Source organism: Shewanella chilikensis (assembly GCF_037953065.1).
Lineage (GTDB): Bacteria > Pseudomonadota > Gammaproteobacteria > Enterobacterales > Shewanellaceae > Shewanella > Shewanella chilikensis.
The window spans coordinates 2,275,047-2,301,943 of sequence record NZ_CP149966.1 but is presented as its reverse complement, the minus strand read 5'-3'; the positions used below and the strand labels follow the sequence as shown (position 1 = coordinate 2,301,943).

The window sequence follows — 26,897 nt, the reverse complement described above, 5'->3', positions numbered from 1 at the left end:
GTCACTATAAAATAACAATTATGCCCATTAAAAGTGGGTTTTTTAGTATATTGAGGCTCGAAAATGATAATTGGTGTTCCAAAGGAAATCAAAAACCATGAATATCGCGTGGGTATGGTGCCATCCAGCGTACGCGAACTGACTATGCATGGCCATCAGGTTTTTATCGAAACGAATGCTGGTAATGGGATCGGTTTTACCGATCAGGACTATATCAATGCCGGAGCGTCCATTTTGGACACGGCCGCCGAGGTTTTTGCCAAGGCTGAGATGATAGTCAAAGTCAAAGAGCCACAGGCCGTAGAACGTGCCATGTTGCGCCATGACCAGATCCTCTTTACCTATTTGCATCTTGCCCCCGATCTGCCTCAGACAGAAGAACTGGTCAACAGCGGCGCTGTTTGTATCGCTTATGAAACAGTTACCGATGATCGTGGTGGCTTGCCTTTGCTGGCTCCCATGTCAGAAGTGGCCGGACGCATGTCCATCCAGGCAGGCGCAATGGCGCTGGAAAAATCCATGGGTGGTCTGGGCATGTTGCTCGGTGGTGTTCCCGGAGTTGAGCCCGCCAAAGTTGTGATCATCGGTGGCGGTATGGTTGGAACCAATGCCGCACAAATGGCAGTAGGGATGGGCGCCGATGTTGTGGTGCTAGATCGCTCCATCGACGCGCTGCGTCGTTTGAATGTACAGTTCGGCTCCAAGGTCAAGGCTATCTATTCTACGGCCGACGCCATTGAGAAACATGTACTGCAAGCCGATCTGGTCATTGGTGGCGTATTGATCCCCGGGGCAGCTGCGCCGAAACTGGTTACCCGAGAACATATCAAGAAGATGAAGCCAGGTGCCGCGATAGTGGATGTTGCCATAGATCAGGGGGGCTGTGTGGAAACCTCTCATGCCACAACTCACCAGGATCCTACCTATATTGTCGATGATGTAGTGCATTACTGTGTAGCCAATATGCCTGGTGCCGTGGCGCGTACTTCCACCTTTGCCCTGAACAACGCGACCCTGCCCTACATTCTCAAGCTGGCCCGTCTGGGTTACCGCGACGCGCTCTTGTCTGATAAGCACTTACTGAATGGTCTTAACGTGATGCACGGTAAGATCACCTGTAAAGAAGTTGCCGAAGCCCACAATATGGCTTATACCGCAGCCAACGAACTGTTACAGTAAATAAATTCATTACTAGGTTAAAGGAGCCTTTTGGCTCCTTTTTTTTCGATTAAACCAATCTGGAAGATTCTGTTCCAAGCGCTTTACCCTTTGGGGGAAATTACCTACAATCGCTGCTATTTGCCAAGGCACGGAGAGAATAAAATGAGCCAAGCCAAACATTGTAACCTACTTATCTTGGGGTCTGGCCCCGCCGGCTATACCGCAGCCGTTTATGCTGCCCGCGCCAATCTTAATCCAGTGATGATCACTGGTATCCAACAGGGTGGACAGTTAACCACAACGACCGAAGTCGAAAATTGGCCCGGCGATGCTGAAGGCCTGACAGGCCCGGCGCTGATGGAGCGGATGCAAAAGCATGCCGAGAAGTTTGATACCGAAATCATCTTCGACCATATCAATGAAGTTGACCTGCAGCAGCGCCCTTTCACCTTGAAAGGTGACAACGGTGAATACACCTGTGATGCGCTGATCATAGCCACAGGCGCCTCGGCCAAGTATCTCGGCCTGCCATCTGAAGAAGCCTTCAAGGGACGTGGTGTATCTGCTTGTGCCACCTGTGACGGTTTCTTCTACCGCAACCAGAAAGTGGCGGTTATCGGCGGTGGGAACACAGCTGTGGAAGAAGCGCTCTATCTTTCCAACATAGCGGCTGAAGTGCACCTGATCCATCGCCGTGACAGTTTCCGCTCTGAGAAAATTCTCATCGATCGTCTGATGGACAAAGTCGAAAACGGTAATATCATTTTGCACTTGGATAAGACATTGGATGAAGTGACCGGCGATGCCATGGGCGTGACCGGACTCAAGATGAAGAGCACCAAAGACGGCAGTATTTCCGATTTGGAAGTGGCCGGGGTGTTTGTCGCCATTGGCCACAGCCCCAACACAGGCATTTTCGAAGGCCAGTTGGAGATGAATGGCGGCTATATCAAGGTTGAAAGTGGCCTCAACGGCAATGCCACCCAAACCAGCGTCAAAGGCGTATTCGCCGCTGGCGATGTGATGGATCAGCACTACCGCCAGGCTATCACCTCAGCCGGAACCGGTTGTATGGCGGCTCTGGATGCCGAGCGCTTCCTGGATGCCCAGAAATAAGCTCTGCCGATATACTGAAAAAGCCAGTCATTGATGACTGGCTTTTTTGTTTAAGACATTGAAATATAGACAAATCACAGGCATGAAAAAAGGGACCTAAGGTCCCTTTTTAACAGCTACTACAACTTATCTCCAGAGAGATTAGTTTGCCAGTGCTTCCTTCGCTTTTTCTACCAGAGTAGCAAACACTACTTTGTCGAATACAGCGATGTCTGCCAAAATCTTACGATCGATTTCGATAGACGCCTTTTTCAGACCGTTGATGAAACGGCTGTATGAAAGACCATTCTGACGAGAAGCCGCGTTGATACGTGCAATCCACAGTTGACGGAATTGACGCTTCTTCTGGCGACGGTCACGGTAAGCATATTGACCTGCTTTAGTTACTGCTTGTACCGCTACACGGAAAGTACGTGAACGGGCACCGTAGTAACCTTTGGCAAGTTTAAGAACTTTCTTGTGACGAGCTCGTGCTGTTACACCACGCTTAACTCTTGGCATTTTTCAATTCCTCCTAATTAAGCGTATGGCAGTTGGCGTGCGATCATAGGCACGTCAGCTTTGGCAACTAAACACTTGGCGCGCAGATGACGCTTACGCTTGGTGCTCTTCTTGGTCAGGATGTGACGCAGATGGGCTTGCTTACGCTTGAAACCATTGGCGGTTTTCTTAAAACGCTTCGCTACACCCTTGTCGGTTTTCATTTTAGGCATTACTAAAACTCCGCATTGGGACATTAATAAAACGCAAGGCGAGCAAAGGCCCGTAGACCTTTGCTACTTTTCAGGGTTGCCCTGCTATTTCTTCTTGGGCGCCAGCACCATGATGGCTTGTCTACCTTCCATTTTCGGGAAGGATTCAACAACCGCATACTCTTCCAGATCGGCCTTGATACGGTTCAGAAGATCCATACCCAGGTTCTGGTGTGCCATTTCGCGTCCGCGGAAACGCAGCGTAACTTTCGCTTTGTCTCCATCTTCCAGAAAACGAATCAGGTTGCGTAGTTTTACCTGATAGTCGTTTTCATCAGTACCAGGGCGGAATTTAACTTCCTTCACCTGGATCTGTTTCTGCTTCTTCTTCTGTTCTTTCTGGGCCTTTGCCTTATCGAACAGGTATTTACCGTAGTCCATGATACGGCATACAGGCGGCTCAGCATTAGGACTGATCTCAACCAGATCCAGACCTGCCTCATCGGCTACTTCCTGAGCCTCTTTGATGCTGACGATACCAATGGCTTCACCATCAACGCCATTCAAACGTACCTCAGGTACGCCGGTAATTTCTTCATTAATTCTATTCGGGGCCGCCTGACGGCCTGCTGATTTTTTGATCTTTATGACCTAATCCTCCAACAATTCAAGACTACGGAGTGAAATTTGTTGCTTAACCTTAGCGGCGAAATCATCGATTCGCATCTTACCTAAGTCCACCCCGTCTCGGGTACGCACAGCGACTTCCCGATTTTCCATCTCCTGATCACCTATGACCAGCAAATAAGGAACCCGCCTCAAAGTGTGCTCGCGTATTTTAAAGCCTATTTTTTCATTCCTCAAGTCTTTAGAGGCACGTATGCCCTGTTCCTTGAAGAATTCGACTACTTCTTCAACATAATCAGCTTGTTTGTCTGTTATGTTCATAACAACAACCTGCACAGGTGCCAACCAGGTTGGGAAGCGACCGGCGAACTCTTCGATGAGAATACCGAGGAATCGCTCCAAAGAGCCCAAAATCGCACGGTGGATCATTACCGGAGTCTGACGGCTATTGTCTTCGGCGACATAGGTCGCGCCCAGGCGTCCTGGCAAAGCGTAGTCAAGCTGCACTGTACCGCACTGCCAGGCGCGGTCCAGGCAGTCGTGCAGAGTGAACTCGATTTTAGGACCGTAGAAGGCACCTTCACCTGGCAGTATTTCAAATTCAATATCGTTGCTGCGCAACGCTTGTTTCAGAGCTTCTTCTGCCCTGTCCCACATGGCATCGTCACCGATACGCTTCTCTGGACGGGTAGAAAGCTTAACCACGATATTACTGAAGCCGAAAGTGGAATAGGTGTCGTACACCATCTTGATACACTTGCTGACTTCGGATTGCACCTGCTCTTCAGTACAGAATACGTGTGCATCGTCCTGGGTAAAACCACGAACTCGCATCAGACCGTGCAAGGCACCCGAAGGCTCGTTACGGTGACAACAGCCAAATTCAGCCATCCGCAGCGGCAGATCGCGATAGGACTTGAGTCCTTGGTTGAAAATCTGTACGTGGCCGGGGCAATTCATCGGCTTGATGGCGTATTCGCGGTTCTCACTGCTGGTTGTAAACATCGCCTCGGCGTATTTATCCCAGTGACCGGAGCGTTCCCACAGCACACGGTCCATCATCAGAGGCCCCTTCACTTCCTGATAGTCGTACTGGCTCAACTTCTGGCGAATAAAACGCTCCAGTTCGAGGAATACGCTCCAGCCGTCGTTGTGCCAGAACACCATACCAGGAGCTTCTTCCTGCATGTGGTACAGATCCAGCTGCTTGCCGATTTTACGGTGATCACGTTTGGCAGCTTCTTCCAGACGAGTCAAGTGAGTCTTGAGCGCTTTCTTGTCGGCCCACGCAGTACCATAAATACGCTGCAACATCTTGTTGTCTGAGTTACCGCGCCAGTAGGCACCGGCAACATTCATCAGCTTAAAGAAATGGCAAAAACGCATGTTGGGCACATGGGGACCACGACACATGTCTGTGTATTCTTCGTGGTGATACAGCGCCGGAGTGGCATCACGGCTAATGTTTTCATCCAGGATCGCCATTTTGTAAGGCTCGCCGCGAGACTCAAAAGTATCACGGGCTTCCTGCCAACTAACCACGCGCTTGACCACGTCATAGTTGGTCTTGGCCAGTTCCAGCATGCGTTTTTCCAGCTTTTCCAGATCTTCCTGGGTCAGTTTATGCTCCAGGTCGATGTCATAGTAGAAGCCGTTATCGATAACAGGACCAATCGCCATCTTGGTTTCAGGCCACAGTTGTTTGATCGCATGACCCAACAAGTGTGCGCAAGAGTGACGAAGGATTTCCAGCCCTTCTTCATCTTTGGCCGTGATGATCGACAGTTCTGCATCTGTTTCGATCAGATCACAGGCATCTTTTAACTCGCCGTTGACTCGTCCGGCAATACAGGCTTTCGCCAGACCAGGACCAATATCAGCAGCAACATCGAGTGTAGAGACTGGGTTGGCAAACTCGCGTTTGCTCCCATCGGGAAGTGTAATTACAGGCATGAAAATTCCTTGTCCAGTGGTGACCCACACGTAGGGCCACTTGGCTATCAATGATAAAAATGTATGTTAGCCCTTGGGTTAAGGCAGTACAGGAGCCTTAAGGTCTCCGCCGGGCAGACTGGTAATTTTACGGGATAAGACCCGGCCCACGCAACCCAAAAACGTTCAATGAATAAGCTTTGGCTCACAGGCCGGGGCTATACTTACTGTATGTTGCAGGCTTGGGTTCTATCGTCCAAAGGCATGGCGCTAGACGGCAGAGGAGGAAACTATGCAACTCAAAAGTCAAACCATTTGTTGCCCCCATTGTGGCCACCATCAAAAAGTAGAACTCGATGCCAGCGGCGGCGATCAGGAGTTTTACAATGATTGTCGGGTATGCTGCAACCCCATCCACATGAGGCTGCACATCAATGACCAGAGGCATATGATAGAACTGTACGTCGATGGCGATGACGAACAACTCTACTGAGAGCTACCACATAAGATCGTCCGGAATAACATAATCTGCGTAAGGATCATCTTCGTCCGTAACTTGCGCGGCGTTGTTCTCGGCCTGCCACAAATAGCCACACCAGGCCGGCACCAACAGATTAACCCGCTCGGCGAGTTTATGAGGCACCAGATAGCTGCTTTGCTCAATTCGCACTATCCCCAAGCGGCCACCAAGTAGCTGATTCTGGAGTTTCTCATTGATATACAAAGGGTATATCTTGTTCTCTAAGGTATAGTTGAACTTTATCTCGCCATCTTTCGGCAGCGCCACCGCATTTTGCTTAACTTCGGTGACCAGACCACGAACCAAACCTTTCTCTGTGGCCTCGGCAAAGCGTTGTTCGTTGAGCGCCTTGTCCTTTTCTGCCTGCTGCTTTTTCTGCTGAGCAATTTGCGCTTTCAGCTCGGCTGAGCCGTCATCGATATTGGACTTACGGTTACGTTTCTTCTGGGTTTTGACATCGCGAACTTTTTGCTTGCTGGCGAGACCCGCCTTGAGCAACTGTTCCTGTAATGCGTTTGCCATTTTATAATCTCTCTCTTGCTACTTACTTGATTCTTGCTTTGCTGCCAGTGCTCCGAGCTGACTCATAGCCGCACTAGCACCGCCAAGCGACCAACCGCCGTCAACCGGCAATACGGTTCCAGTAATATAAGAAGCCATTGGCGAGGCGATAAAGAGTGCGGCATTGGCCAAGTCTTCCCCCTCACCATTGCGTTTTAACGGTACACTTTCGGCCACCTGTTGCTGCAATTGCGCCGACGGCGCCAAACGATTGAACCCTTCGGTACCGGCAATCGGCCCGGGAACCAGGGAGTTTATCCGAATACCCTCTGGCCCCCATTCCAAAGCCAGGGTGCGGGTCAACATATCAACGCCCGCCTTGGCGGCGCAAACGTGGATCTGCATCGGCATGGCAATATACGCCTGCGGCGCCGAAATTTGAATAATGCTGGCGCCAGGGCGCTTAAGCATAGTATAGGCTTGCTTCAACACCTGAAAACTGCCCAGCAAATCGATATCCATGACAGATTTAAAACCGTTGGCACTGAGCTTGGCGGCACTGGCGGGGAAATTGCCGGCTGCGCCACTGACAAGCACATCGATATGCGGGAAACTCTGGGCCAAGACGGTAAAGCCTTGCTCGAGTGCCGGTAAATCCCTGACATCGAAGCTCAGGCCCAGATGTTGACCTTGTGGATTGGCTTCATTCAATAACGCCACTGCGGCTGCCACTTTTTCCGGGTTACGGCTGGCAACCGCCACATGGGCACCGGCAACCGCGAACGCCTTGGCGATACAGAGGTTAATGCCGCTGGTACCCCCGACGACCACTACATACTTACCCTGATAATCGAACATTGAGCTTCTCTCCTATCCACTGATCATTCGTTATTCCGGTCCATACTGCGAGTTGCCGGTATGTCACAAGTTTATGCCAGCGATTGATGTATCGCTTGCAGTGTTGCCAAAGGATCGGCCGCTTGAGTAATGGGGCGACCTATAACCAGATAATCTGAGCCCGCCGCCATCGCTTCGGCCGGGGTCATGATGCGTTTCTGATCGCCAGCATCACTGCCCGCCGGACGAATGCCCGGAGTCACCAGTTTAAAATCGGCGCCAAGTTCGGCCTTGAGCATACTGGACTCACGGGCCGAGCAGACCACACCGTCGAGACCGGCTTTTTGCGCCAGGCGCGCCAGCCTGCGAACCTGATCTTCGGCGCTACCTTCAACACCAATAAGCTTGAGCTCATCGTCGCTCATTGAAGTCAACACAGTAACGGCAATCAGCAAGGGGGCATTATCCCCGTAAGGTAATAAGGCCCGGCGGGCGGCTTCCATCATAGCGAGACCGCCACTGGCGTGGACATTCACCATCCACACCCCCATTTCGGCGGCGGCAGCAACCGCCTTGGCCACTGTGTTGGGAATGTCGTGGAACTTCAGATCCAGAAAAAGATCAAACCCTCGGTCATGGATCTCTTTCACCAGTTGAGGCCCGAACAGGGTAAACATCTCTTTGCCTACCTTAAGGCGACACATAGACGGATCCAACTTATCAATAAGTTGCAATGCTTTGAATTTATTATCAAAGTCCAAGGCGACCACAATAGGTGTCTCTGTCATTTTTACTCCGTTATCTGAGGGTTATTCGCCGTCCAAACCGCGAACCCGTTTAATACTGCCCCAACTCTTGCAGGATGGGCAGTGCCAATACAAGGTATGTGCCGGGAAACCACACTCCCGGCAGCGGTAACTTGGACGGAATCTAATTTGTTGCTCTACCAGTTTTTCCAGCATCGCCAGGCTATCTCGTGCCTGGCCCTGCTCAGCCTGTTTGATATGCATCTGCATCAAGTGCTGGAATCCCCGCATGGTGGGGTGGCGATAGAGAGCTTGCATCACCATGTCTTCGGCGCCTTTGATGTCGCCGTCTTCAATCATACGTTGTGCCAATGCCACCACAACTGAGGCACCCGCGCCTTTATCTATCGCATGAGCCAACAACTCGCGATAACCGTCGATATCGTTGAGCTCTTGATAGAGCTGTCGGGTACAGGCAAGAGCATCGGCAAAAAGTTCGGCATCGGCGTCAATCAGTTGATTAAGCATCTGCTTGGCCTGAGGTAACTGCCCTGCGTCGAGGTAAGCGTTGGCCAGTGACAACAAGGCGCGGCCACATTGAGGGTCTTGCTTAAGCGCTGCTTGAAAGCCCTTGAGTTTACCCGCTTCTTCGCCGGCTTCTTCGGCCAATTGACAATAGAAATGAGCGATCACGGGTTTAAGCCCTTGTTGGCTTTTTCGGGGCAAGCGCTTGGTGATATCTATCGCCTTTTGCCAATCTTTGGTGATTTGGTAAATGGAGATCAGTTGGGTTTCCGCTTCTTCGCTGTGATCGTCCTGACTGACCAGGTTAAGGAATATCTCCTCAGCTCTATCGTAGAACCCGGCGGCCATATAGTCCTTACCGAGCTCCATCATCGCCATGTCTCTTTGTTCAGTCGCGAGATTGGGACGGGCTATCAAGTTTTGGTGAATTCTAATGGATCTGTCCACCTCCCCCCGTTTGCGAAACAAGGAACCCAGCGACAGGTGAGTGTCTATGGTTTCATCATCGACATCCAACATGCTGATAAAGAGATCAACAGCCTTGTCCGACTCATTGGAGAGCAGAAAGTTGAGTCCGGTGAAGTAGTCTCGGCTCAGTTTCTTTTGCGCTGAATTCTGTTTCTGCTTCAAACTGCGGCGGCCCATGTACCAACCGTAAGCCGCAGCAATAGGCAGCAACAGAAAGAGAAGTTCGAGCATACTAGGCGTCTTGCCCCTGCTGCTGCGTTAATGTCTGGATCTTTTTACGGGCATTACGCAATGACAATTTCAACTTCATAATGTAGTAGAAAGCAATGACCCAACTGAGGATAAATCCCGCCAGAAATACGACGGCCAACACCACAGGCAAGCGGAACTCTCCCTGAGCCACAAAATAACTGATGGTGACCAGCTGTTCATTGCGAGAGCCAAATACCAGTGCCACTACAAACAACATTGCCACCAGTACGGTTGCGACAAATGACTTCACGTTGCACTCCATAAACGCGTTTCAATGTTCTGATTATCCAGTAAATTGACTGAGCTGACCAGCTTTAGCCAAGCTCCGGGCATAAAAAAGCCCCCTTTCGGAGGCTTTTAATACAACAGCGATTAACGGTTATAAGCGTCAACGCGTTCGCGCAGTTCTTTGCCTGGCTTAAAGTGCGGGACGTACTTGCCATCCAACTCGACTGATGTTCCCGTCTTGGGATTACGACCAGTGCGAGGTGCACGATAGTGAAGTGAAAAGCTGCCAAAGCCACGGATCTCTATGCGGTCACCGCTTTCCAATGTTTTAGCCATTTGCTCCAACATCTCTTTGATGGCGCCTTCTACTTCTTTCGCCGACAGTTGCGACTGCCCACTGGCGAGTTTTTCGATCAGTTCGGATTTAGTCATCCTAGCTACCCCTATTATCAAGCCAAACACAGTCACCTAACAGGGGGCTAGCCCCCTGTACTACAGGCACTTACTTACGAGCTGCTTTAAACGCTTCAGCCATTGCATTAGTCATGATAGCGTCGTCCTGCTTGTTCAGGTTAGCCATCACTTCTTTTTCTTCAGCTTCGTCTTTAGCACGTACAGACAGGCTGATTGCACGGTTCTTGCGATCTACGCCCATGAACTTGGCTTCAACGCTGTCACCTACATTGTAGACGCTTGATGCATCTTCAACACGGTCACGGCTGATGTCAGATACACGGATGTAACCTTCAACAGTGTCAGCCAACTCAACAGTCACACCTTTGGCGTCAACAGCAGTAACAGTACCAACTACGATAGTACCTTTCTTCTTGTCGGCCAGGTAAGCGTTGAATGGATCGTCTTCAGTCTGCTTAACACCCAGGCTGATACGCTCACGCTCTGGATCAACAGACAGAACCACTGCAGTGATTTCGTCGCCTTTCTTGTACTCGCCAACAGCGTCTTCGCCGCTACCGTTCCAAGAGATGTCAGACAGGTGAACCAGACCGTCGATACCGCCGTCCAGACCGATGAAGATACCGAAGTCAGTGATAGACTTGATCTTACCGGTAACTTTGTCGCCCTTGGCATAACGGTTAGCGAAGTCTTCCCATGGGTTGGTCTTGCACTGCTTGAGACCCAGAGAAATACGACGACGCTCTTCATCGATGTCCAGAACCAGAACTTCAACTTCATCACCCAGGTTAACAACCTTGGATGGGTGGATGTTCTTGTTGGTCCAATCCATTTCAGAAACGTGTACCAGACCTTCAACGCCTTCTTCGATTTCAACGAAGCAGCCGTAGTCAGTCAGGTTGGTTACGCGACCAGTCAGACGAGTGTTTTCTGGGTAGCGCTTGCTGATTTCCAGCCATGGGTCTTCACCCAGTTGCTTCAGACCCAGAGATACACGAGTGCGCTCGCGATCGTACTTCAGTACTTTGACGTTGATTTCGTCACCAACATTCACGATCTCAGATGGGTGCTTAACACGCTTCCAAGCCATGTCGGTGATGTGCAGCAGGCCGTCAACACCGCCCAGATCTACGAATGCACCGTAGTCAGTCAGGTTCTTAACGATACCTTTAACTGCTTGACCTTCTTGCAGGTTTTCCAGCAGAGCATCACGCTCAGCGCTGCTTTCAGATTCGATAACAGCACGACGAGAAACAACAACGTTGTTGCGCTTCTGGTCCAGCTTGATAACTTTGAATTCCAGTTCTTTGTTTTCCAGGTGAGCAGTATCGCGTACTGGGCGAACGTCAACCAGAGAACCAGGCAGGAACGCACGGATACCGTTCAGCTCAACGGTGAAACCGCCTTTAACCTTGCCGTTGATGACACCGATTACAGTTTCAGCATCTTCGTAAGCTTTTTCCAGAACGATCCAGGCTTCGTGGCGCTTGGCCTTCTCGCGAGACAGTTGAGTCTCACCGAAACCGTCTTCAACGCTATCCAGCGCAACGTCAACTTGGTCGCCAACGGCGATTTCCAGTTCACCTTGAGCGTTTTTGAATTGCTCAGCTGGGATTGGGCTCTCAGATTTCAGACCGGCGTCAACCAGTACCATACCGTTTTCGATGGCAACTACAGTACCACGAACGATAGAACCTGGGCGGAATTCCAGTTGTTGAAGGGATTGTTCAAACAGATCAGCAAAAGATTCAGTCATGTTAATTAACTTTAAGTAATAAACCACGTATCTATCCTGAACGTGGAGTCAGTAAAATAACTCGCCTCTTCCCTGTGACGAATGCCTACCCCGCCAATCTCAGAGACTGACGTCAGATAACTTGTCGACTATGTGCCTGAGCGCCAGCTCCAGCACAGTATCAATTCCGAGTCCAGTAGTGTCTATCACCAGGGCATCTTCTGCGGGCACCAAAGGCGCAACGGCGCGATTCATATCCCGGTGATCTCTTTCCTGGATCTCGGTTAAAAGACGCTCGATATTAACATCGAAGCCCTTGTCCTGCAACTGATTATAGCGCCGCTGGGCCCTTTCTTCAGCCGAGGCTGTCAAAAACAATTTAACCGGTGCATGCGGGAAAACAACGGTTCCCATATCCCGGCCATCGGCTATAAGCCCGGGGGCAACTCTGAAAGCGCGCTGCCTTCTGAGTAAGGCTTCTCTCACCCGGGGAAACGCCGCCACTCTTGAGGCTGCGTCAGAACATTCTTGAGTGCGAATGGCATGGCTGACATCTTCGCCTTCCAGCACTACTTTTATGGCTTCATTTCCGGCTCCCGCCAGAAACTGTACATCCAGGTGTGCGGCCAACAGGGTGATGGCTTCTTCGTTATCCAGTTCCACGTCGTGGTGAATAGCGGCAAGTGCCAGCACTCGATATATGGCACCACTGTCGAGCAGTTTCCATCCAAGTTTGTTGGCAAGCAACTGACTTATAGTGCCTTTTCCCGCACCGCTTGGGCCGTCAATTGTGACAACAGGCGCCCGTTCAGACATAAATTCCTCCGCAGTAATTATCATCTTCCATGAGGACACAGTATGAGTTCACCGAAAATGAGCGGCCAATATTATATATCAACTGCATGCTTTCCGTATGCTGAATTCAAGGTCAATTTCGGGCTGCAGTAATCAACAGCCCGAAATTCAGCCGCTTAACCGGCCAAGGCCGCAAAGCGTTGGAAGTAATCCGGGAAGGTTTTTGAGGTGCAATCCGGGTCATTGATGGTGACACCGCATTCGGCAAATGCCAGCAGCGAAAAACACATGGCCATGCGGTGGTCGTTATAGGTATCGATAGCGGCATGCTTGGGCGTAAGTGGTGGATTAACCAGAATATAATCCTCACCTTCTTCCACCTCGGCACCAATTTTACGCAGTTCTGTCGCCATGGCGCTGAGACGATCAGTCTCCTTGATACGCCAGTTGTAGATATTGCTGAGGCGGGTCGGCCCTTTGGCAAATACCGCAGCTGTGGCTATGGTCATTGCCGCGTCGGGAATATGGTTCATGTCCATATCTATCCCCTTGAGCTGGCTGCCCCTGGCAATAATAAAGTCATCTCCCCATTCAATCTCAGCGCCCATGGCGGCCAGCGCATCGGCAAACTTGACATCGCCCTGAATGCTGAGACGGCCAACCCCGGTGACTTTCACCTCGCCGCCGGCGATGGCGCCTGCGGCCAAGAAATAAGACGCCGATGAGGCATCGCCTTCCACCAATACCTTGCCCGGTGACAGATAGCTTTGACCGGATGGGATCTCAAAACGCTGATAATCGTGGTTGATAACCTTGACACCAAATTGCGCCATCAAGGCCAAAGTAATATCGATATAGGGCTTGGAAACCAGTTCACCCTTGACCTTGATATTGACAGCGGCACCGGCCAGCGGCGCAACCATCAGGAGCGCGGTAAGAAACTGGCTGGAGAGATTACCGGCAATTTCCACATCCCCGCCACTGAGACCCGTTGCCTTGATTTTTAAAGGCGGGAAGCCGGGATCCTTCAGATATTGAATATCCGCGCCCAAGGCCTTGAGACTGTCGACCAAATCTCCTATCGGCCTCTCCTCCATTCTGGGTTCACCCGTGAGAACAAACTCACCGTTCCCCAGGGTCAGCGCGGCGCACAAGGGCCGCATCGCGGTGCCGGCATTACCGAGAAACAGCTCTTGCAGCTTGTTGCTGTTGATTGCGCCGCCAAGGCCCTGCACGCTGCAGCGGCTCTTGTCTTCGGAAAGCTCAAATTGCACACCGAGCTGTTTCAGCGCTGCCAACATGTGGCGAATATCATCTGAGTCGAGCAGATTGGTCAGTTCTGTGGTGCCGTTGGCCAGGGTAGCCAATAGCAACGCCCGGTTGGAAATACTCTTGGAGCCGGGGATGTTGACCTCCCCATGCATTCTACTTATGGGATCCAGTCGCAATTGCTTCATCTTTTTCGGATTCTTGCATCTGTGTTTGACGGAGCTGCAGCGTCATGCCACATACCGCCAAAGCGGGTTAAAAGACCTTGTCACCGATTATGGGATAAAACCGGCAAATCAAGACAAAAGATTAGATACAGCGAGTGCTGATAGGCCTGAATTAAGTGTTCGTGGCATTAAAGTTACCTGAGCGCCACAGGGATTCAACCGTTTTTTGCTGAAAAAAGCCGATTTCAGCGGAAAATTATTCAAGCAGCGCTAAATAAGCTCTTTGCTGTCCGATTGACTTTCGAAGACGTGACTCACAGATGCGACTCTGCTTTCCTGCAACTGAGCTTTACACCCTGGAAGCCCAGCTTGCCAGTTGCACCACTCAGGCTATCGCTTGCTGCAGCCTCGCCAGCCGTTAACAAATAGCCTAAATGCCGTTATGCTAATCCTCTTCAACCAGTATTCAATCCAGGGAGCCCTATGTTCAGCACACTCAAGGCGATGCCAGCCGATCCCATTCTTGGGCTGCTCAGCCAATATCGCGACGACCCTCGCGGTGAAAAAATTGATTTGGGCGTTGGTGTCTATAAAGACATCTTGGGAAATACCCCCATCCTCGACTGCGTTAAAACTGCCGAGCAGCGCCGCACCGCCACAGAAACCACCAAGGTGTATATCGGCCCTGCCGGTAGCAGTGATTTCAATCGGCTCATTGCCGAGCTGGCATTCGGTGAGCAGCACCCTACCCTGAACGCCGGACGCATTCGCAGCGTATCCACTCCCGGCGGCACCGGCGCGCTGCGGGTCGCCGCCGACTTTATTAAACGTTGTCGCCCAGGCGCAACCGTTTGGGTCAGCGATCCTACCTGGGCCAATCACAGCGGACTTTTTGAGGCGGCCGGTCTCAAGGTTGAGCGTTATCCTTACTATGACTACGCCACCAAGGCGCTGAAATTTGATGAAATGCTCGCCAAACTCAACACTCTTGGGGAAAACGATGTGGTGCTGCTGCATGCCTGTTGTCACAACCCATCGGGCCAGGACCTCAGCACCGAGCAGTGGGACCAAGTGGTACAAGTCGCCGTCAAACGCGGTTTTACCCCGCTAATCGATATGGCTTACCAGGGCTTTGGTGACGGTGTCGAGGAAGATGCCTACGGCGTTCGCAAGATGGCGGCCGCCGTGGAAGACATGTTGCTCTGCTCCTCCTGCTCAAAGAACTTTGGCCTTTATCGCGAACGTATCGGCGCCTGCAGCATCATAGCCAACAGCAGTGCTGCCGCCGATGTAGCCTTGTCGGTACTGCTTTACGTGGTACGTTGCCTCTACTCCATGCCGCCGGCACATGGCGCGGCGTTGGTGGAAACCATTCTCGGCGACAATCAGCTCAAACAGCAGTGGCTGGATGAACTCAAGGTGATGCGTGACAGGATAAACGGTAACCGTGCCATCCTGGTTGAGCGTTTAAAGGCGATAGGCGTCGAGCGGGACTTCAGCTTTATCGCCCGCCAAAAAGGGATGTTCTCCTTCCTTGGGGTGTTGCCAGAGCAGGTTGAACAACTTAAGCAGGAGTTCGGTATCTATATGGTGGATTCAAGCCGGATCAGTATCGCCGGGATAAGCAATAGCAATGTCGATTACCTTGCCAAGTCTATCGCCAAGGTGTTGCAAGGTTAAAATTGGAGAGTTAGATGAAAAAAGCGAATGCCTCGGCATTCGCTTTTTTATGGAACTTGTTGCAATAACGCGCTTTTCGCCGGGGTTCAGCTGCTGTGCTTGGCCGCAAACGTCTGCATAAAGGCAACCAGGGCCTCAACGCCGGCCAAAGGCATGGCGTTATAGATACTGGCACGCATCCCGCCGACAATTCTGTGCCCCTTAAGAGCCACCAAACCTGCGGCCTCCGCCTCTTTCAGGAACTCACCATTGAGCGACTCATCGGCCAATTGGAAAGTTACATTCATCCGCGAGCGGTTTTGCGCCGCCACACCATTGCGGTAAAAGTCCAGTTCATCGATACAGGCGTAAAGCAGTTCGGCCTTGGCCTTGTTGAGCTCTGCCATCGCCTCGATACCGCCTATTCGGTGCAGCCACTCAAACACTTCGGCCGCCAGATACCAGGCAAAAGTAGGGGGAGTGTTAAACATGGAATCGTTTTCGGCCGCCAAGCGATAATCCATGATGGACGACTGTGGCATGGCCGGCAAAGCCAGCATCTCTTTACGCACTATCACTATGGCCAAACCTGAAGGGCCGATATTTTTCTGCGCCCCGGCATAAATGAGCCCGTAACGACTGACATCGATTTCACGGGACATGATGGTGGATGACATATCCGCGACTATTGGCCAGGGAGACTCCAACTCTTCAAAAATTTCGATACCATCTACCGTCTCGTTGGGGCAATAGTGCACATAACGATACTTACCACTATCACCTTCCAGCTTAGGCAAGGTTACTTTATTGAGTCCATTGACCTTTTCAACAATGCTCAGGCTATCAATTCTGTCATCTCCGGCCAACTTTCTGGCCTCTGCAGTGGCCGATCTTGACCACTGACCGCTCTCCAAATACAGGGCTCTGCCGTTATTGCCCAAAAAATTATTCACGACAGCCGAGAACTGACCGCGACCACCGCCATGCATAAACAGGACATGATAATCTTCGGGAATATTCATCAACGAGCGTAATCTGGATTCGGCAGCTTTGGTGAGATCGATAAAGGCCTGACTGCGGTGACTGATCTCCATGACGGAGACACCGTGCCCCTGCCAGTCCAGTAATTCCTGCTGGGCTTTTTGCATTACCGCGGCCGGCAACATGGCTGGTCCGGCACAGAAATTATAAATCGTGCTCACTTCATTGTTCTCCTTGAAAAAAAGAGCGTCCAGATGGACGCTCAGATATGCTTGATGCTGTTATTCCTGCTCGGCTTCAGGTGCTTCGGGCGCTTGGCCTTCAGTATCCTCGGCTGCAGCTTCGGCCACTATGGGTTCGCCGTTTTCATCGAATTCCACTTCGTCTTCATCAGACTGGATTTCATCGATACGTTGTAAACCCACCACGGCCTCGTCACCGGCAGTGCGGATAATGGTCACGCCCTGGGTATTACGGCCTATGATGGAAACACCGGCCGCTGGGGTTCTCACCAGTGTGCCCTTGTCGCTGATCAGCATGATCTCATCATTGTCGCCGACCTGAACCGCACCGACTACGGCGCCGTTACGTTCGCTGACCTTGATGGAAACCACGCCCTTGGTAGCACGGCTCTTGGTTGGGTATTCACTCAACTCGGTACGCTTACCAAAACCGTTCTCTGTCACTGTCAGAATGGCGCCATCTTCTTTTGGCACTATCAGTGAAACCACTTCCTGACCGTCTTCGAGTTTGATACCGCGAACACCGGTAGCGGTACGGCCCATGGCGCGCACCTGATCTTCGCTAAAGCGAACAACCTTACCTTCGTTGGAGAACAGCATGATTTCATTGCTGCCGTCGGTCAGGTCAACGCCAATCAACTGATCACCGTCTTTCAGGTTAACGGCGATAATGCCGTTGGCTCTGGGGCGACTGTATTCGATAAGCGATGTCTTCTTCACGGTACCGTGGGAAGTGGCCATGATGACATACTTGTCGGCTTCGTATTCACGAACCGGCAGAATCGCTGTAATGTGCTCCCCTTCGGACAATGGCAGCAGGTTAACGATAGGCTTACCGCGCGACTGACGACTGGCCAGCGGCAACTGATAGACCTTGAGCCAGTAGAGTTTGCCAAAGTCAGAGAAACACAAAATAGTGTCGTGGGTATTGGCAACCAATAGCTTCTCAACGAAGTCTTCGTCTTTGACCTTGGTGGCGGCCTTGCCCTTACCACCGCGGCGCTGCGCCTGGTAATCACTCAGCGGCTGATACTTGGCATAGCCCAAATGCGACAGGGTCACTACCACATCTTCTTCGCAGATCAGATCTTCGAGGCTGATATCCACGGCAGAAGCGTTGATCTCGGTGCGGCGCTCATCGCCATACTGCTCGAGCACTTCTTCCAGCTCTTCTTTGATCACTTCCATCAGACGCTCCGGGCTTCTGAGGATATGCAGCAATCCGGCGATTAGCTCCAGCAACTCTTCATATTCCTGGAGGATCTTCTCGTGCTCAAGACCGGTCAGACGGTGCAGACGTAGCTCGAGGATAGCCTGGGCTTGCTGCTCAGTCAGATAGTAGAGGCCATCGCGAATACCAAACTCCGGCTCCAGCCACTCGGGACGGGCGGCGTCATCACCGGCTTTTTCCAACATGCCCTGCACGTTGCCGAGCTGCCAACCGGTTTCCACCAGTTTTACCTTGGCTTCGGCCGGTGTTGGCGAGGCCTTGATCAGCGCAATCACAGGGTCGATGTTAGCCAGGGCGATAGCCAGGGCTTCCAGGATATGAGCGCGTTCACGGGCCTTACGCAGTTCAAACACGGTTCTGCGAGTCACCACTTCACGGCGGTGCAGAATAAAGGCTTCCAGCATCTCCTTAAGGTTGAACAACTTGGGCTGACCATTGGTCAGGGCCACCATGTTGATACCAAAAGAGGTTTGCATCTGGGTCTGGGCATAGAGGTTGTTGAGTACCACCTCGGCCACTTCGCCGCGCTTGACCTCAACGACAATGCGCATACCGTCTTTATCAGACTCGTCGCGCAGGCCGCTGATGCCTTCAATTTTCTTGTCTTTTACCAGCTCGGCAATCTTTTCAATCAGACGAGCCTTGTTCACCTGGTATGGGATCTCGGTAACAATGATCCGCTCGCGGCCATTGTCTTCAGTTTCCACCTCGGCACGGGCGCGCATAATCGCCTTGCCGCGACCGGTACGGTACGCTTCCTCTATGCCTTTTTTGCCATTGATAATGGCGGCTGTCGGGAAGTCCGGGCCCGGGATATAATCCATCAGCTGTTCGATAGACAGCTCAGGTTCTTCGATAAGTGCCAAACAGCCTTTAACCACTTCGGTCAGGTTGTGCGGCGGAATATTGGTGGCCATACCCACGGCGATACCGGAGGAGCCGTTGACCAGCAGGTTGGGGATCCGGGTCGGCAACACGGCCGGGATCATTTCGGTACCGTCGTAGTTGGGGACATAATCGACGGTTTCTTTCTCAAGATCTGCCAGCAGTTGATGCGCCAGCTTTTCCATACGAATTTCGGTATAACGCATGGCCGCCGCGGCATCGCCATCGATGGAGCCGAAGTTACCTTGGCCATCCACCAGGGTGTAACGCAGCGAGAAAGGCTGCGCCATCCGCACTATGGTGTCGTACACGGCGATGTCACCATGAGGGTGATACTTACCTATCACGTCACCGACAACACGTGCCGACTTCTTATAGGGTTTATTCCAATCGTTTTTCAGCTCGTTCATCGCAAAGAGTACGCGGCGATGTACCGGCTTGAGGCCATCGCGTACGTCTGGCAATGCCCGCCCGACGATAACGCTCATGGCGTAATCCAGATAGGAGTTCTTTAGTTCGTCTTCAATATTTATTGGCGAAATTGATAAAGCCAGATCAGTCATAAACTGCTCGATCCCCTTAAATTAGCTGACAACTTGTAATCCGTGTCATTGTCGAGCCCAACAAACGTGATTTGGCATTCTAACACAGTTATTTAATGTCGGAAGTCCTTAAAGCCGCCTTTGCAGCCAAAAACGCCAAGGGCATGATACAAGTCGCGAGCGGGGCTGATATCACTGTCATAGACATGAGTTCCGTTGCTGTTTTTATCATCAAAAACCGAATCTTGCCGATATTTTGTGCAGCTTTTAGCCTTTAGTGCCATCGATCACATTGAGGCGCCAATTTATGCTGCCCTTCCCTATGGCTTATATGGTTATAATGGGCGCATCTTTATTATTGCTGTTTCAGGTCTGAATATGTCTTCTCAACCCAATGTCGACCCTCAGGAAATTGCCAAGTTTGAAAGTATGGCCGCCAGTTGGTGGGATCCTGCCGGTGAATTCAAGCCACTGCATGAACTCAACCCCCTGCGCCTTAATTATATAGACGCTCAATCCGGCGGTATCTTTGACAAGCTGGTACTGGATGTCGGCTGCGGCGGTGGCATTCTGTCCGAGAGCATGGCTCGCATCGGCGCCAAGGTCACCGGGCTGGATATGGGCTTTGAGCCGTTGGAAGTCGCCAGGCTGCATGCACTGGAAGCCGGCGTCAGCATAGACTACTTACAGGAAACCGCCGAAGTGCATGCCCAGAATCATCAGGGGCATTACGACACAGTTACCTGTATGGAGATGCTCGAGCATGTACCGGATCCGCAATCTGTGGTCCAGGCTTGTTGCGATATGGTCAAGCCCGGAGGTTGGGTGTTCTTCTCCACCATTAACCGCAACATCATGTCTTGGGTGCAAACCATACTCGGTGCCGAGTATGTGCTGAAAATGCTACCGGCCGGTACCCACGACCACAGCAAATTTATCCGCCCGTCCGAGTTGATCGCCATGGCGGAACACACCGAACTATTGTGCCGTGACGCGCTTGGCATCAAATACAATCCCTTGAGTGGCGTATTCAGTTATACCAAGAGCGTTGAAGTCAACTATATGATTGCCTGTCAGCGCCAGGACTGATGCCATGACGCCTAAGCTGCCGTTTCAAGGGATTCTGTTCGACTTGGATGGAACTTTGGTGGATACCGCCGAGGACCTGACCGAAGCGCTGGCTTTGGCACTGGCATCCCGTGGCGTTTCGATAGAGGATAAGCGCAAACTTCTTCGCACTCTGGCCTCTCACGGCTCGCTCGCCATGGTGCAAGCCGCCGTGCCCCAAGCCTCAGCAGAGGAGCAGGAGCATCTCCGGCAAGCGATGCTCAGGGAATATGACGCGGTCAACGGCCAAAAAGCCTGTTTGTTTGAAGGCATAGAAGCCTTGCTGGACAGTGCCCTATCAAGAGCCATGCCGCTGGGGATTGTCACCAATAAACCGGCGCGTTTTACCCGCCCCTTGTTAGAGCGCATGGGGCTGCTTAAGCGCTTTAATGCGGTGATCAGTGCCGATACCACCCTCTATCGCAAGCCCCACCCGGCTCCTATGTTACTGGGGGCTCAGCAGCTTAACTGCGCTCCTGAACGTATTCTCTATCTTGGCGATGCCGAGCGCGACATAGCCGCGGCGCAGGCGGTCAATATGCCCTCTGCCATCGCTATGTGGGGATATCTGGCGGCCGAGGATAAACCGGCAGACTGGGGCGCAGATTGGCAGTTGAACCATCCACAGGCAGTGATGTCGCTGCCATTGTGGCAACAATGATAAGAAAAACGCTAAATCGGCACTGTTTTCCCGGGAAGACAAGGCCTTAATCAAAGTCGCAGTCCGGATGCTGCTTTAACCGACCGGATCTGCGCAGGATCGCGGATCGATGCTTATTTTAGCAGTCGATCACCTTGAGTGAGATCGCTTGATTTTTGACCATGACGACTGTGCGCCAGCAATGATGCAGCTTTGCGGAATCGGTCAATCAATATCCTCAAGATATCCACAAGATATACCCAAAACTCAGGCTTGCAAAAAGTGCCACACCTCACTATCTTGTTATCCAAGATATAGAAAAACACCATATCTTGTGTATCAGTCGCAATCAAACATACTAGTCTTGCACTGAAAACTCCCGGTTAACAGAGCCCACTCGGGCCGCCGTCGTTAACTGTTCGGTTGATTGTTTTACAAGGGAAGGTTTAATGACGCCGACGCGTCATTGTCACAGATATTACAACCAAGGCCTATCTTCAATGAATAGCACTATGACAGTTACCAAACGCAGTGGCGCACGCGAGACGATAGATCTCGATAAGATCCACCGTGTTATCACCTGGGCAGCCAAAGAATTAAACAACGTCTCGGTCTCCGAGGTGGAGTTACGTTCTCACCTGCAGTTTTACGATGGTATTCCCACCGAAGCCATCCATGAAACCATTATCAAGGCCGCAGCCGATCTGATCTCTCCAGACTCTCCGGACTATCAGTTCCTGGCCGCTCGCCTTGCTATTTTTCATTTGCGTAAGAAGGCCTTTGGTCAGTTTGAGCCGCCAAAACTGGCTGATCATGTCAGCAAGTTGGTCGCCATGGGCAAGTACGACAAACATCTGTTGGAAGACTACAGCCGTGAAGAACTGGATGTACTCGACAGCTATATCGACCACTGGCGCGACATGAACTTCTCCTATGCCGCCGTCAAACAACTGGAAGGCAAGTATCTGGTACAAAACCGTGTGACTCATGAAGTCTACGAAAGTGCCCAGTTCCTCTACATTCTGGTAGCCGCTTGCCTGTTTGCCCGTTATCCGAAAGAAACCCGGCTGCAGTATGTCAAAGACTTCTATGATGCGGTATCTACCTTCAAGATCTCTTTGCCGACGCCTATTATGTCCGGTGTGCGTACGCCGACCCGTCAGTTCAGCTCTTGCGTGCTGATCGAGTGTGACGATAGCCTGGATTCCATCAATGCCACAGCCTCTTCCATCGTCAAGTATGTCAGCCAGCGAGCCGGTATCGGTGTGAATGCCGGCCGCATTCGCGCTCTGGGAAGTCCTATTCGTGGTGGCGAAGCCTTCCACACAGGTTGTTTACCTTTCTACAAGTATTTCCAGACTGCGGTGAAATCCTGCTCCCAGGGCGGCGTTCGCGGCGGTGCTGCAACTCTGTTCTACCCTATCTGGCACCTGGAAGTTGAATCACTGCTGGTACTGAAAAATAACCGTGGTGTTGAAGACAACCGTATCCGTCACCTGGACTACGGTGTGCAGATCAACAAACTGATGTATCAGCGGATGATCAAGGGACAAAATATTACTCTGTTCAGCCCATCAGATGTTCCCGGCTTGTATGACGCCTTCTTTGCCGATCAAGACGAGTTTGAGCGTTTGTATGTGAAATACGAGCAAGACCCGAGCATTCGCAAGAAGACTCTAAAAGCGGTCGAGCTCTTCTCTTTGATGATGCAAGAGCGTGCCTCCACCGGCCGTATCTATGTACAGAACGTGGATCACTGTAACACCCACAGTCCGTTCAACGCCGAAGTGGCCCCTGTGCGTCAATCCAACCTGTGTCTTGAGATAGCCCTGCCAACCAAGCCACTGAACAATATTGACGACCCAAATGGTGAAATCGCCCTTTGTACTCTGTCAGCGCTGAACCTGGGTGCGATAAAAGACTTGGGCGAACTGGAAGGCCTTGCCGATTTGGCCGTGCGCGCCCTGGATAACCTGCTGGATTATCAGGACTACCCAATTCCTGCAGCCAAGACGGCATCAATGAACCGCCGCACTCTGGGGATCGGGGTCATCAACTTCGCCAACTATCTGGCCAAGAACGGGGTGAAATACTCTGACGGCAGCGCCAACGGCCTGACCCACAGAACATTTGAAGCCATACAGTACTACCTGCTCAAGGCCTCGATGAATCTGGCCAAAGAGCTCGGTGCCTGCCCGCTGTTCCATGAGACCACTTATTCTCAGGGGATCATGCCGGTAGATACCTACAAGCGGGATCTGGACAAGATTTGTGATGAGCCGCTGCACCTGGATTGGGATGCTCTGCGTCACGATATCAAGCAGCATGGCCTGCGTAACTCGACTCTGTCGGCACTGATGCCATCCGAGACCTCTTCGCAGATCTCCAACGCCACCAATGGTATTGAGCCTCCACGCGGCCTTATCAGCGTCAAGGCCAGTAAAGATGGCCAGCTCAAGCAAGTGGTGCCCGATTTTGATGAGCTCAAGGACAAGTACGAGCTGCTGTGGCAGATGCCCGGCAACGACGGTTACCTGCAGTTGGTGGGTATTATGCAGAAGTTCGTCGATCAGGCGATTTCGGCCAATACCAACTATGACCCATCCAAGTTTGAAAGTAACAAGGTTCCGATGAAGCTGCTGCTCAAGGATCTGTTGACCGCCTACAAACTCGGGGTCAAGACCCTTTACTACCATAACACCCGGGACGGTGCTTCCGACAAATTCGATGACATTACCAGCATCGAGAAGGAAGACGACGGTTGTGCCGGCGGCGCCTGCAAGATTTAAGCAGGATTAAGTAACAAGTTCGGGGCCCAGGTGGCCCCGTTGTTTGGAAAGAGTAGATCATGGCTTATTCAATTTTTTGTCAAACCCCCAACGATGCCACCCGCGAACCTATGTTTCTCGGTCAAGCGGTTAACGTGGCCCGTTACGATCAACAGAAGTACGAAGTATTCGAGAAACTGATCGAAAAGCAGTTGTCTTTCTTCTGGCGCCCGGAAGAAGTGGATGTCAGCCGCGACAAAATCGATTTCGGCGCCCTGCCGGATCATGAAAAGCATATCTTCCTCTCCAACCTCAAGTACCAAACCCTGTTGGACTCGATTCAGGGCCGTAGCCCCAATGTGGCTTTCCTGCCACTGGTGTCCCTGCCCGAGCTGGAAACCTGGATTGAAACCTGGTCTTTCTCCGAGACCATTCACAGCCGCTCCTACACTCATATCATTCGCAATATTGTCAACGACCCATCCGTGGTGTTCGATGACATAGTGGTCAATGAGGAGATCCTCAAGCGCGCCGGCGATATTGCCGAGTATTACGACCGCCTTATCGAGCTGACTCAGCTGTATCACCTGCATGGTGAAGGCAAGTTCGACGTCAACGGTCGCACGCTTGAAGTCACTACCCGCACCATCAAAAAAGCCCTCTATCTGTGCATGATGTCGGTCAATGCGCTTGAAGCAATACGTTTTTACGTCAGCTTCGCCTGCTCCTTTGCCTTTGCCGAGCGCAAATTGATGGAAGGCAACGCCAAGATCATTCGCCTTATCGCCCGCGATGAAGCTTTGCACCTGAACTCGACCCAACACATTATCAACCTGATGCAGGGTGGTAAAGATGACCCTGAGATGGGTGAAATCGCCAAAGAGTGCCAGCAGGAAGCTTACGATCTGTTCCTGCGCGCCGCCGAGCAGGAAAAGGCCTGGGCCAAGTACCTATTCAAGGATGGCTCCATGATAGGCCTGAACGAAACCATTCTCTGCCAGTATGTGGAGTTCATCACCAATCAGAGAATGAAGGCGGTTAACCTGGGTGCACCATACAGTGAGCAGAGCGATCCCCTGCCCTGGATGAAAAACTGGCTGGAGAGCGATGCCGTGCAAGTTGCGCCTCAGGAAGTGGAAGTGTCATCCTATCTGGTCGGCCAGATAGATTCGGCTGTCGATGACGATGAGTTCTCCGACTTTGACCTTTAACAAAGCCCCTATCGTGCTGCTGCGCGGAGAGCCCCTGCTGCTGTATACCACAGAGCACAGGACTCTCCTGACAGCGCTCGAAGCCCGTAAGGTGAGCATTTTTTCCGAGTGCCGCAGCGGGTTTTGCGGCGCCTGCAAGACCCGGGTGCGCAGTGGCGCGGTCACTTACCTGACCACGCCATTGGCCGAGTTAAAGGCTGATGAATGCCTGCCCTGCTGCTGTGTACCCACGGAAGATCTGGACTTGGATCTCTCCAGCGAAGGCGCCGACATGCCGCTGCTGCGGGTTAAACACTTGGCCTGAAGCAAGCGCAAAAAACACCGTCAATGGCAGATATCCTACAGTCAAACAAGCGTTTTTTCGTTGTAAATCCAGCCTGACTCCGGTACTCTGCCGGACTTATGAAATCAGACTCAAGTTATTCATTCAAAAGTCTTTATTGCGCTTTTGATCGCTACCCTCTGCCTAAAGGCGCTTCGACCCATATACGTTATATGGCGTCAACCCTGTTTGCCTTCCAGTCCCCTGGTATGCTTTATCTGCAAGGTGATCCCCAGATGCCTTCCTGGCAGCAGGAAACCCTGTTACTCGGCAGCAATCCCTACGAGGTAAGCAGCGAGGTCAGTATCGTCAGGCACCAGCTAAACCCAAGCTCGGGCAATAACGTGCTTGCCAAGGCGCTGGACTATGCCAATCAGCTTGGGGCGCTGCTCAGGCAAAATCGCGATACCCTGACATTGGCGCAGTTTCGCGACCCCTGGGCGGGGGTGCCTTTGCTGGATCATCGCAAGGACAATCCAGCGCTAAAGCTCGTCTATGAGGTCAATGCCCTGCCCAGCATAGAGCTGCCTATTCACTTGTCGCTGCCGCGAAAAACCCTGGCCAAAATCAGCGCCTGGGAGCAGCGTTGCCTGGATGGTGCCGATCTGATTGTGACCCCATCAAAACTCACGGCTGCCGGCCTTGAAAAACGCACTACCACTCCAGTAGTCTATCTGCCAAACGGCGCCGAGTTGCCGCCTGCCCAGCCATTGAGGCAAGCAGAGAATGCAAGTCTGCCCCGGCTCATCTATTTTGGTGCTGCCCAGCGCTGGCAGGGGCTTAGGGATCTGCTCAAAGCTTTTGCCTTGGTGCGTCAGCAGTTGGAGGTCCGGCTTGATCTCTGCCTGTCACTCGAAAATCGCCAGGCCCGGCAGGTAAAGGCCTGGCTCAAGTCCATGGAACTGGAAGATTGTGTTTCGCTGCATTTCGGACTGGACCAAGCCAGTCTCAAGCAAAAAATCCAGGCCGCGAGCGCATCTTTGGCGCCACTCACGCCCTGCAGGCGCAACATGCTTCAGGGATGTTGCCCTTTGAAAGTGCTCGAATCCATGGCTTGCGGCACCGCAGTTATCGCCTCGGATCTACCGGTCATTCGTGAACTGGTAACCCATGAAGAGCATGGGCTCTTGGTTCCCCCCTCCAGGCCTTCCGAGCTCGCCAGAGCCTGCATTGAGCTGCTCAGTCAACCGGCCAAGGCCAAAGATTTGGGACTCAAGGGCCAACAAAGGGTGGCAGAGCAGTTCCAATGGCAACAGATCTGCGCTCAGCTCAGCGACTTGTATCACCAGCTGAGCCAAGGCCCAATGCAAGCTAGCGCTTAATA

The 26,897-nt window shown here is 52.0% G+C and carries 25 protein-coding genes; 10 read left to right on the top strand and 15 right to left on the bottom strand.

Annotation, left to right across the window (positions count from 1 at the left end; translation table 11 throughout):
* Window positions 1-63: 63 nt before the first annotated feature.
* Entirely contained in the window at window positions 64-1,179 is a 1,116-nt protein-coding gene (gene ald / locus WKR14_RS10535) for an alanine dehydrogenase (protein ID WP_101056510.1), read from the top strand.
* 144 nt (window positions 1,180-1,323) lie between these two features.
* Window positions 1,324-2,277 (top strand): thioredoxin-disulfide reductase, encoded by a 954-nt coding sequence (trxB, locus tag WKR14_RS10530; RefSeq protein ID WP_101056509.1) that lies wholly within the window; start codon window positions 1,324-1,326, stop codon window positions 2,275-2,277.
* A gap of 141 nt (window positions 2,278-2,418) precedes the next feature.
* On the opposite strand, the gene rplT is transcribed toward trxB, so the two are convergent.
* The 4 genes from rplT to thrS all read right to left on the bottom strand — a co-directional run bounded on the left by rplT (window position 2,419) and on the right by thrS (window position 5,549).
* Window positions 2,419-2,778 (bottom strand): 50S ribosomal protein L20, encoded by a 360-nt coding sequence (gene rplT / locus WKR14_RS10525; RefSeq protein WP_025009729.1) that lies wholly within the window; start codon window positions 2,776-2,778, stop codon window positions 2,419-2,421.
* A 17-nt stretch (window positions 2,779-2,795) separates the two neighbouring features.
* Window positions 2,796-2,990 (bottom strand): 50S ribosomal protein L35, encoded by a 195-nt coding sequence (gene rpmI / locus WKR14_RS10520; protein ID WP_025009728.1) that lies wholly within the window; start codon window positions 2,988-2,990, stop codon window positions 2,796-2,798.
* Window positions 2,991-3,074: 84 nt separating this feature from the next.
* On the bottom strand, window positions 3,075-3,617 hold the full coding sequence (infC, locus tag WKR14_RS10515) for a translation initiation factor IF-3 (protein ID WP_039032977.1): 543 nt from the start codon (window positions 3,615-3,617) through the stop codon (window positions 3,075-3,077).
* Window positions 3,618-3,620: 3 nt separating this feature from the next.
* Window positions 3,621-5,549: a threonine--tRNA ligase gene (gene thrS, locus WKR14_RS10510; RefSeq protein ID WP_226563924.1), complete on the bottom strand. Its 1,929-nt coding sequence runs from the start codon at window positions 5,547-5,549 to the stop codon at window positions 3,621-3,623.
* Between the two features lie 271 nt (window positions 5,550-5,820).
* On the opposite strand from thrS, the gene WKR14_RS10505 reads away from it, so the two are divergent.
* Window positions 5,821-6,021 (top strand): CPXCG motif-containing cysteine-rich protein, encoded by a 201-nt coding sequence (locus WKR14_RS10505; RefSeq protein WP_039032979.1) that lies wholly within the window; start codon window positions 5,821-5,823, stop codon window positions 6,019-6,021.
* 3 nt (window positions 6,022-6,024) lie between these two features.
* On the opposite strand, the gene WKR14_RS10500 is transcribed toward WKR14_RS10505, so the two are convergent.
* The 9 genes from WKR14_RS10500 to aroA all read right to left on the bottom strand — a co-directional run bounded on the left by WKR14_RS10500 (window position 6,025) and on the right by aroA (window position 14,006).
* Window positions 6,025-6,570, bottom strand: a complete 546-nt coding sequence (locus tag WKR14_RS10500) for a DUF2058 domain-containing protein (RefSeq protein WP_101056507.1) — start codon at window positions 6,568-6,570, stop codon at window positions 6,025-6,027.
* A gap of 18 nt (window positions 6,571-6,588) precedes the next feature.
* On the bottom strand, window positions 6,589-7,407 hold the full coding sequence (locus WKR14_RS10495; protein WP_286995796.1) for an SDR family oxidoreductase: 819 nt from the start codon (window positions 7,405-7,407) through the stop codon (window positions 6,589-6,591).
* Window positions 7,408-7,478: 71 nt separating this feature from the next.
* Window positions 7,479-8,174 carry an orotidine-5'-phosphate decarboxylase gene (gene pyrF, locus WKR14_RS10490; protein WP_101056505.1) on the bottom strand — a complete coding sequence of 232 codons (696 nt, stop codon included), beginning with the start codon at window positions 8,172-8,174 and terminating at the stop codon, window positions 7,479-7,481.
* Window positions 8,175-8,195: 21 nt separating this feature from the next.
* On the bottom strand, window positions 8,196-9,356 hold the full coding sequence (lapB, locus tag WKR14_RS10485) for a lipopolysaccharide assembly protein LapB (RefSeq protein ID WP_101056504.1): 1,161 nt from the start codon (window positions 9,354-9,356) through the stop codon (window positions 8,196-8,198).
* Between the two features lies 1 nt (window position 9,357).
* Window positions 9,358-9,627, bottom strand: coding sequence for a LapA family protein (locus tag WKR14_RS10480; protein WP_039032984.1), 270 nt, complete (start codon window positions 9,625-9,627; stop codon window positions 9,358-9,360).
* A 122-nt stretch (window positions 9,628-9,749) separates the two neighbouring features.
* Window positions 9,750-10,037: an integration host factor subunit beta gene (ihfB, locus tag WKR14_RS10475; RefSeq protein WP_025887377.1), complete on the bottom strand. Its 288-nt coding sequence runs from the start codon at window positions 10,035-10,037 to the stop codon at window positions 9,750-9,752.
* A 70-nt stretch (window positions 10,038-10,107) separates the two neighbouring features.
* Window positions 10,108-11,775, bottom strand: coding sequence for a 30S ribosomal protein S1 (rpsA, locus tag WKR14_RS10470; protein WP_025010414.1), 1,668 nt, complete (start codon window positions 11,773-11,775; stop codon window positions 10,108-10,110).
* Between the two features lie 99 nt (window positions 11,776-11,874).
* On the bottom strand, window positions 11,875-12,570 hold the full coding sequence (gene cmk / locus WKR14_RS10465; protein WP_101056523.1) for a (d)CMP kinase: 696 nt from the start codon (window positions 12,568-12,570) through the stop codon (window positions 11,875-11,877).
* 155 nt (window positions 12,571-12,725) lie between these two features.
* Window positions 12,726-14,006, bottom strand: a complete 1,281-nt coding sequence (gene aroA / locus WKR14_RS10460) for a 3-phosphoshikimate 1-carboxyvinyltransferase (protein WP_286995800.1) — start codon at window positions 14,004-14,006, stop codon at window positions 12,726-12,728.
* Between the two features lie 462 nt (window positions 14,007-14,468).
* On the opposite strand from aroA, the gene WKR14_RS10455 reads away from it, so the two are divergent.
* Window positions 14,469-15,665: an amino acid aminotransferase gene (locus WKR14_RS10455; RefSeq protein ID WP_286995802.1), complete on the top strand. Its 1,197-nt coding sequence runs from the start codon at window positions 14,469-14,471 to the stop codon at window positions 15,663-15,665.
* Between the two features lie 86 nt (window positions 15,666-15,751).
* Here the strand turns inward: WKR14_RS10455 and serC are convergent, their stop codons facing one another.
* Window positions 15,752-16,846, bottom strand: coding sequence for a 3-phosphoserine/phosphohydroxythreonine transaminase (serC, locus tag WKR14_RS10450; RefSeq protein WP_339087707.1), 1,095 nt, complete (start codon window positions 16,844-16,846; stop codon window positions 15,752-15,754).
* Between the two features lie 60 nt (window positions 16,847-16,906).
* On the bottom strand, window positions 16,907-19,546 hold the full coding sequence (gene gyrA, locus WKR14_RS10445; RefSeq protein ID WP_261752514.1) for a DNA topoisomerase (ATP-hydrolyzing) subunit A: 2,640 nt from the start codon (window positions 19,544-19,546) through the stop codon (window positions 16,907-16,909).
* A gap of 357 nt (window positions 19,547-19,903) precedes the next feature.
* Here gyrA and ubiG point away from each other — a divergent pair, with 357 nt between their 5' ends.
* From ubiG to WKR14_RS10415, 6 genes are all read left to right on the top strand, one after another.
* Window positions 19,904-20,614, top strand: a complete 711-nt coding sequence (ubiG, locus tag WKR14_RS10440) for a bifunctional 2-polyprenyl-6-hydroxyphenol methylase/3-demethylubiquinol 3-O-methyltransferase UbiG (protein ID WP_101056522.1) — start codon at window positions 19,904-19,906, stop codon at window positions 20,612-20,614.
* A 4-nt stretch (window positions 20,615-20,618) separates the two neighbouring features.
* The gene (locus WKR14_RS10435; protein ID WP_286995805.1) at window positions 20,619-21,293 is read left to right on the top strand and encodes an HAD family hydrolase; all 675 of its coding nucleotides are present in this window, start codon (window positions 20,619-20,621) and stop codon (window positions 21,291-21,293) included.
* 479 nt (window positions 21,294-21,772) lie between these two features.
* Entirely contained in the window at window positions 21,773-24,061 is a 2,289-nt protein-coding gene (gene nrdA, locus WKR14_RS10430) for a class 1a ribonucleoside-diphosphate reductase subunit alpha (protein ID WP_286995848.1), read from the top strand.
* A gap of 59 nt (window positions 24,062-24,120) precedes the next feature.
* Window positions 24,121-25,251, top strand: a complete 1,131-nt coding sequence (gene nrdB / locus WKR14_RS10425) for a class Ia ribonucleoside-diphosphate reductase subunit beta (RefSeq protein WP_025010421.1) — start codon at window positions 24,121-24,123, stop codon at window positions 25,249-25,251.
* The gene (yfaE, locus tag WKR14_RS10420; protein WP_165565095.1) at window positions 25,220-25,555 is read left to right on the top strand and encodes a class I ribonucleotide reductase maintenance protein YfaE; all 336 of its coding nucleotides are present in this window, start codon (window positions 25,220-25,222) and stop codon (window positions 25,553-25,555) included. The genes nrdB and yfaE overlap by 32 nt, the downstream gene beginning before the upstream one ends.
* A gap of 98 nt (window positions 25,556-25,653) precedes the next feature.
* Complete coding sequence (locus WKR14_RS10415) at window positions 25,654-26,895, top strand: glycosyltransferase family 4 protein (protein WP_339087706.1); 1,242 nt, start codon at window positions 25,654-25,656, stop codon at window positions 26,893-26,895.
* The last annotated feature ends 2 nt before the right edge of the window (window positions 26,896-26,897 follow it).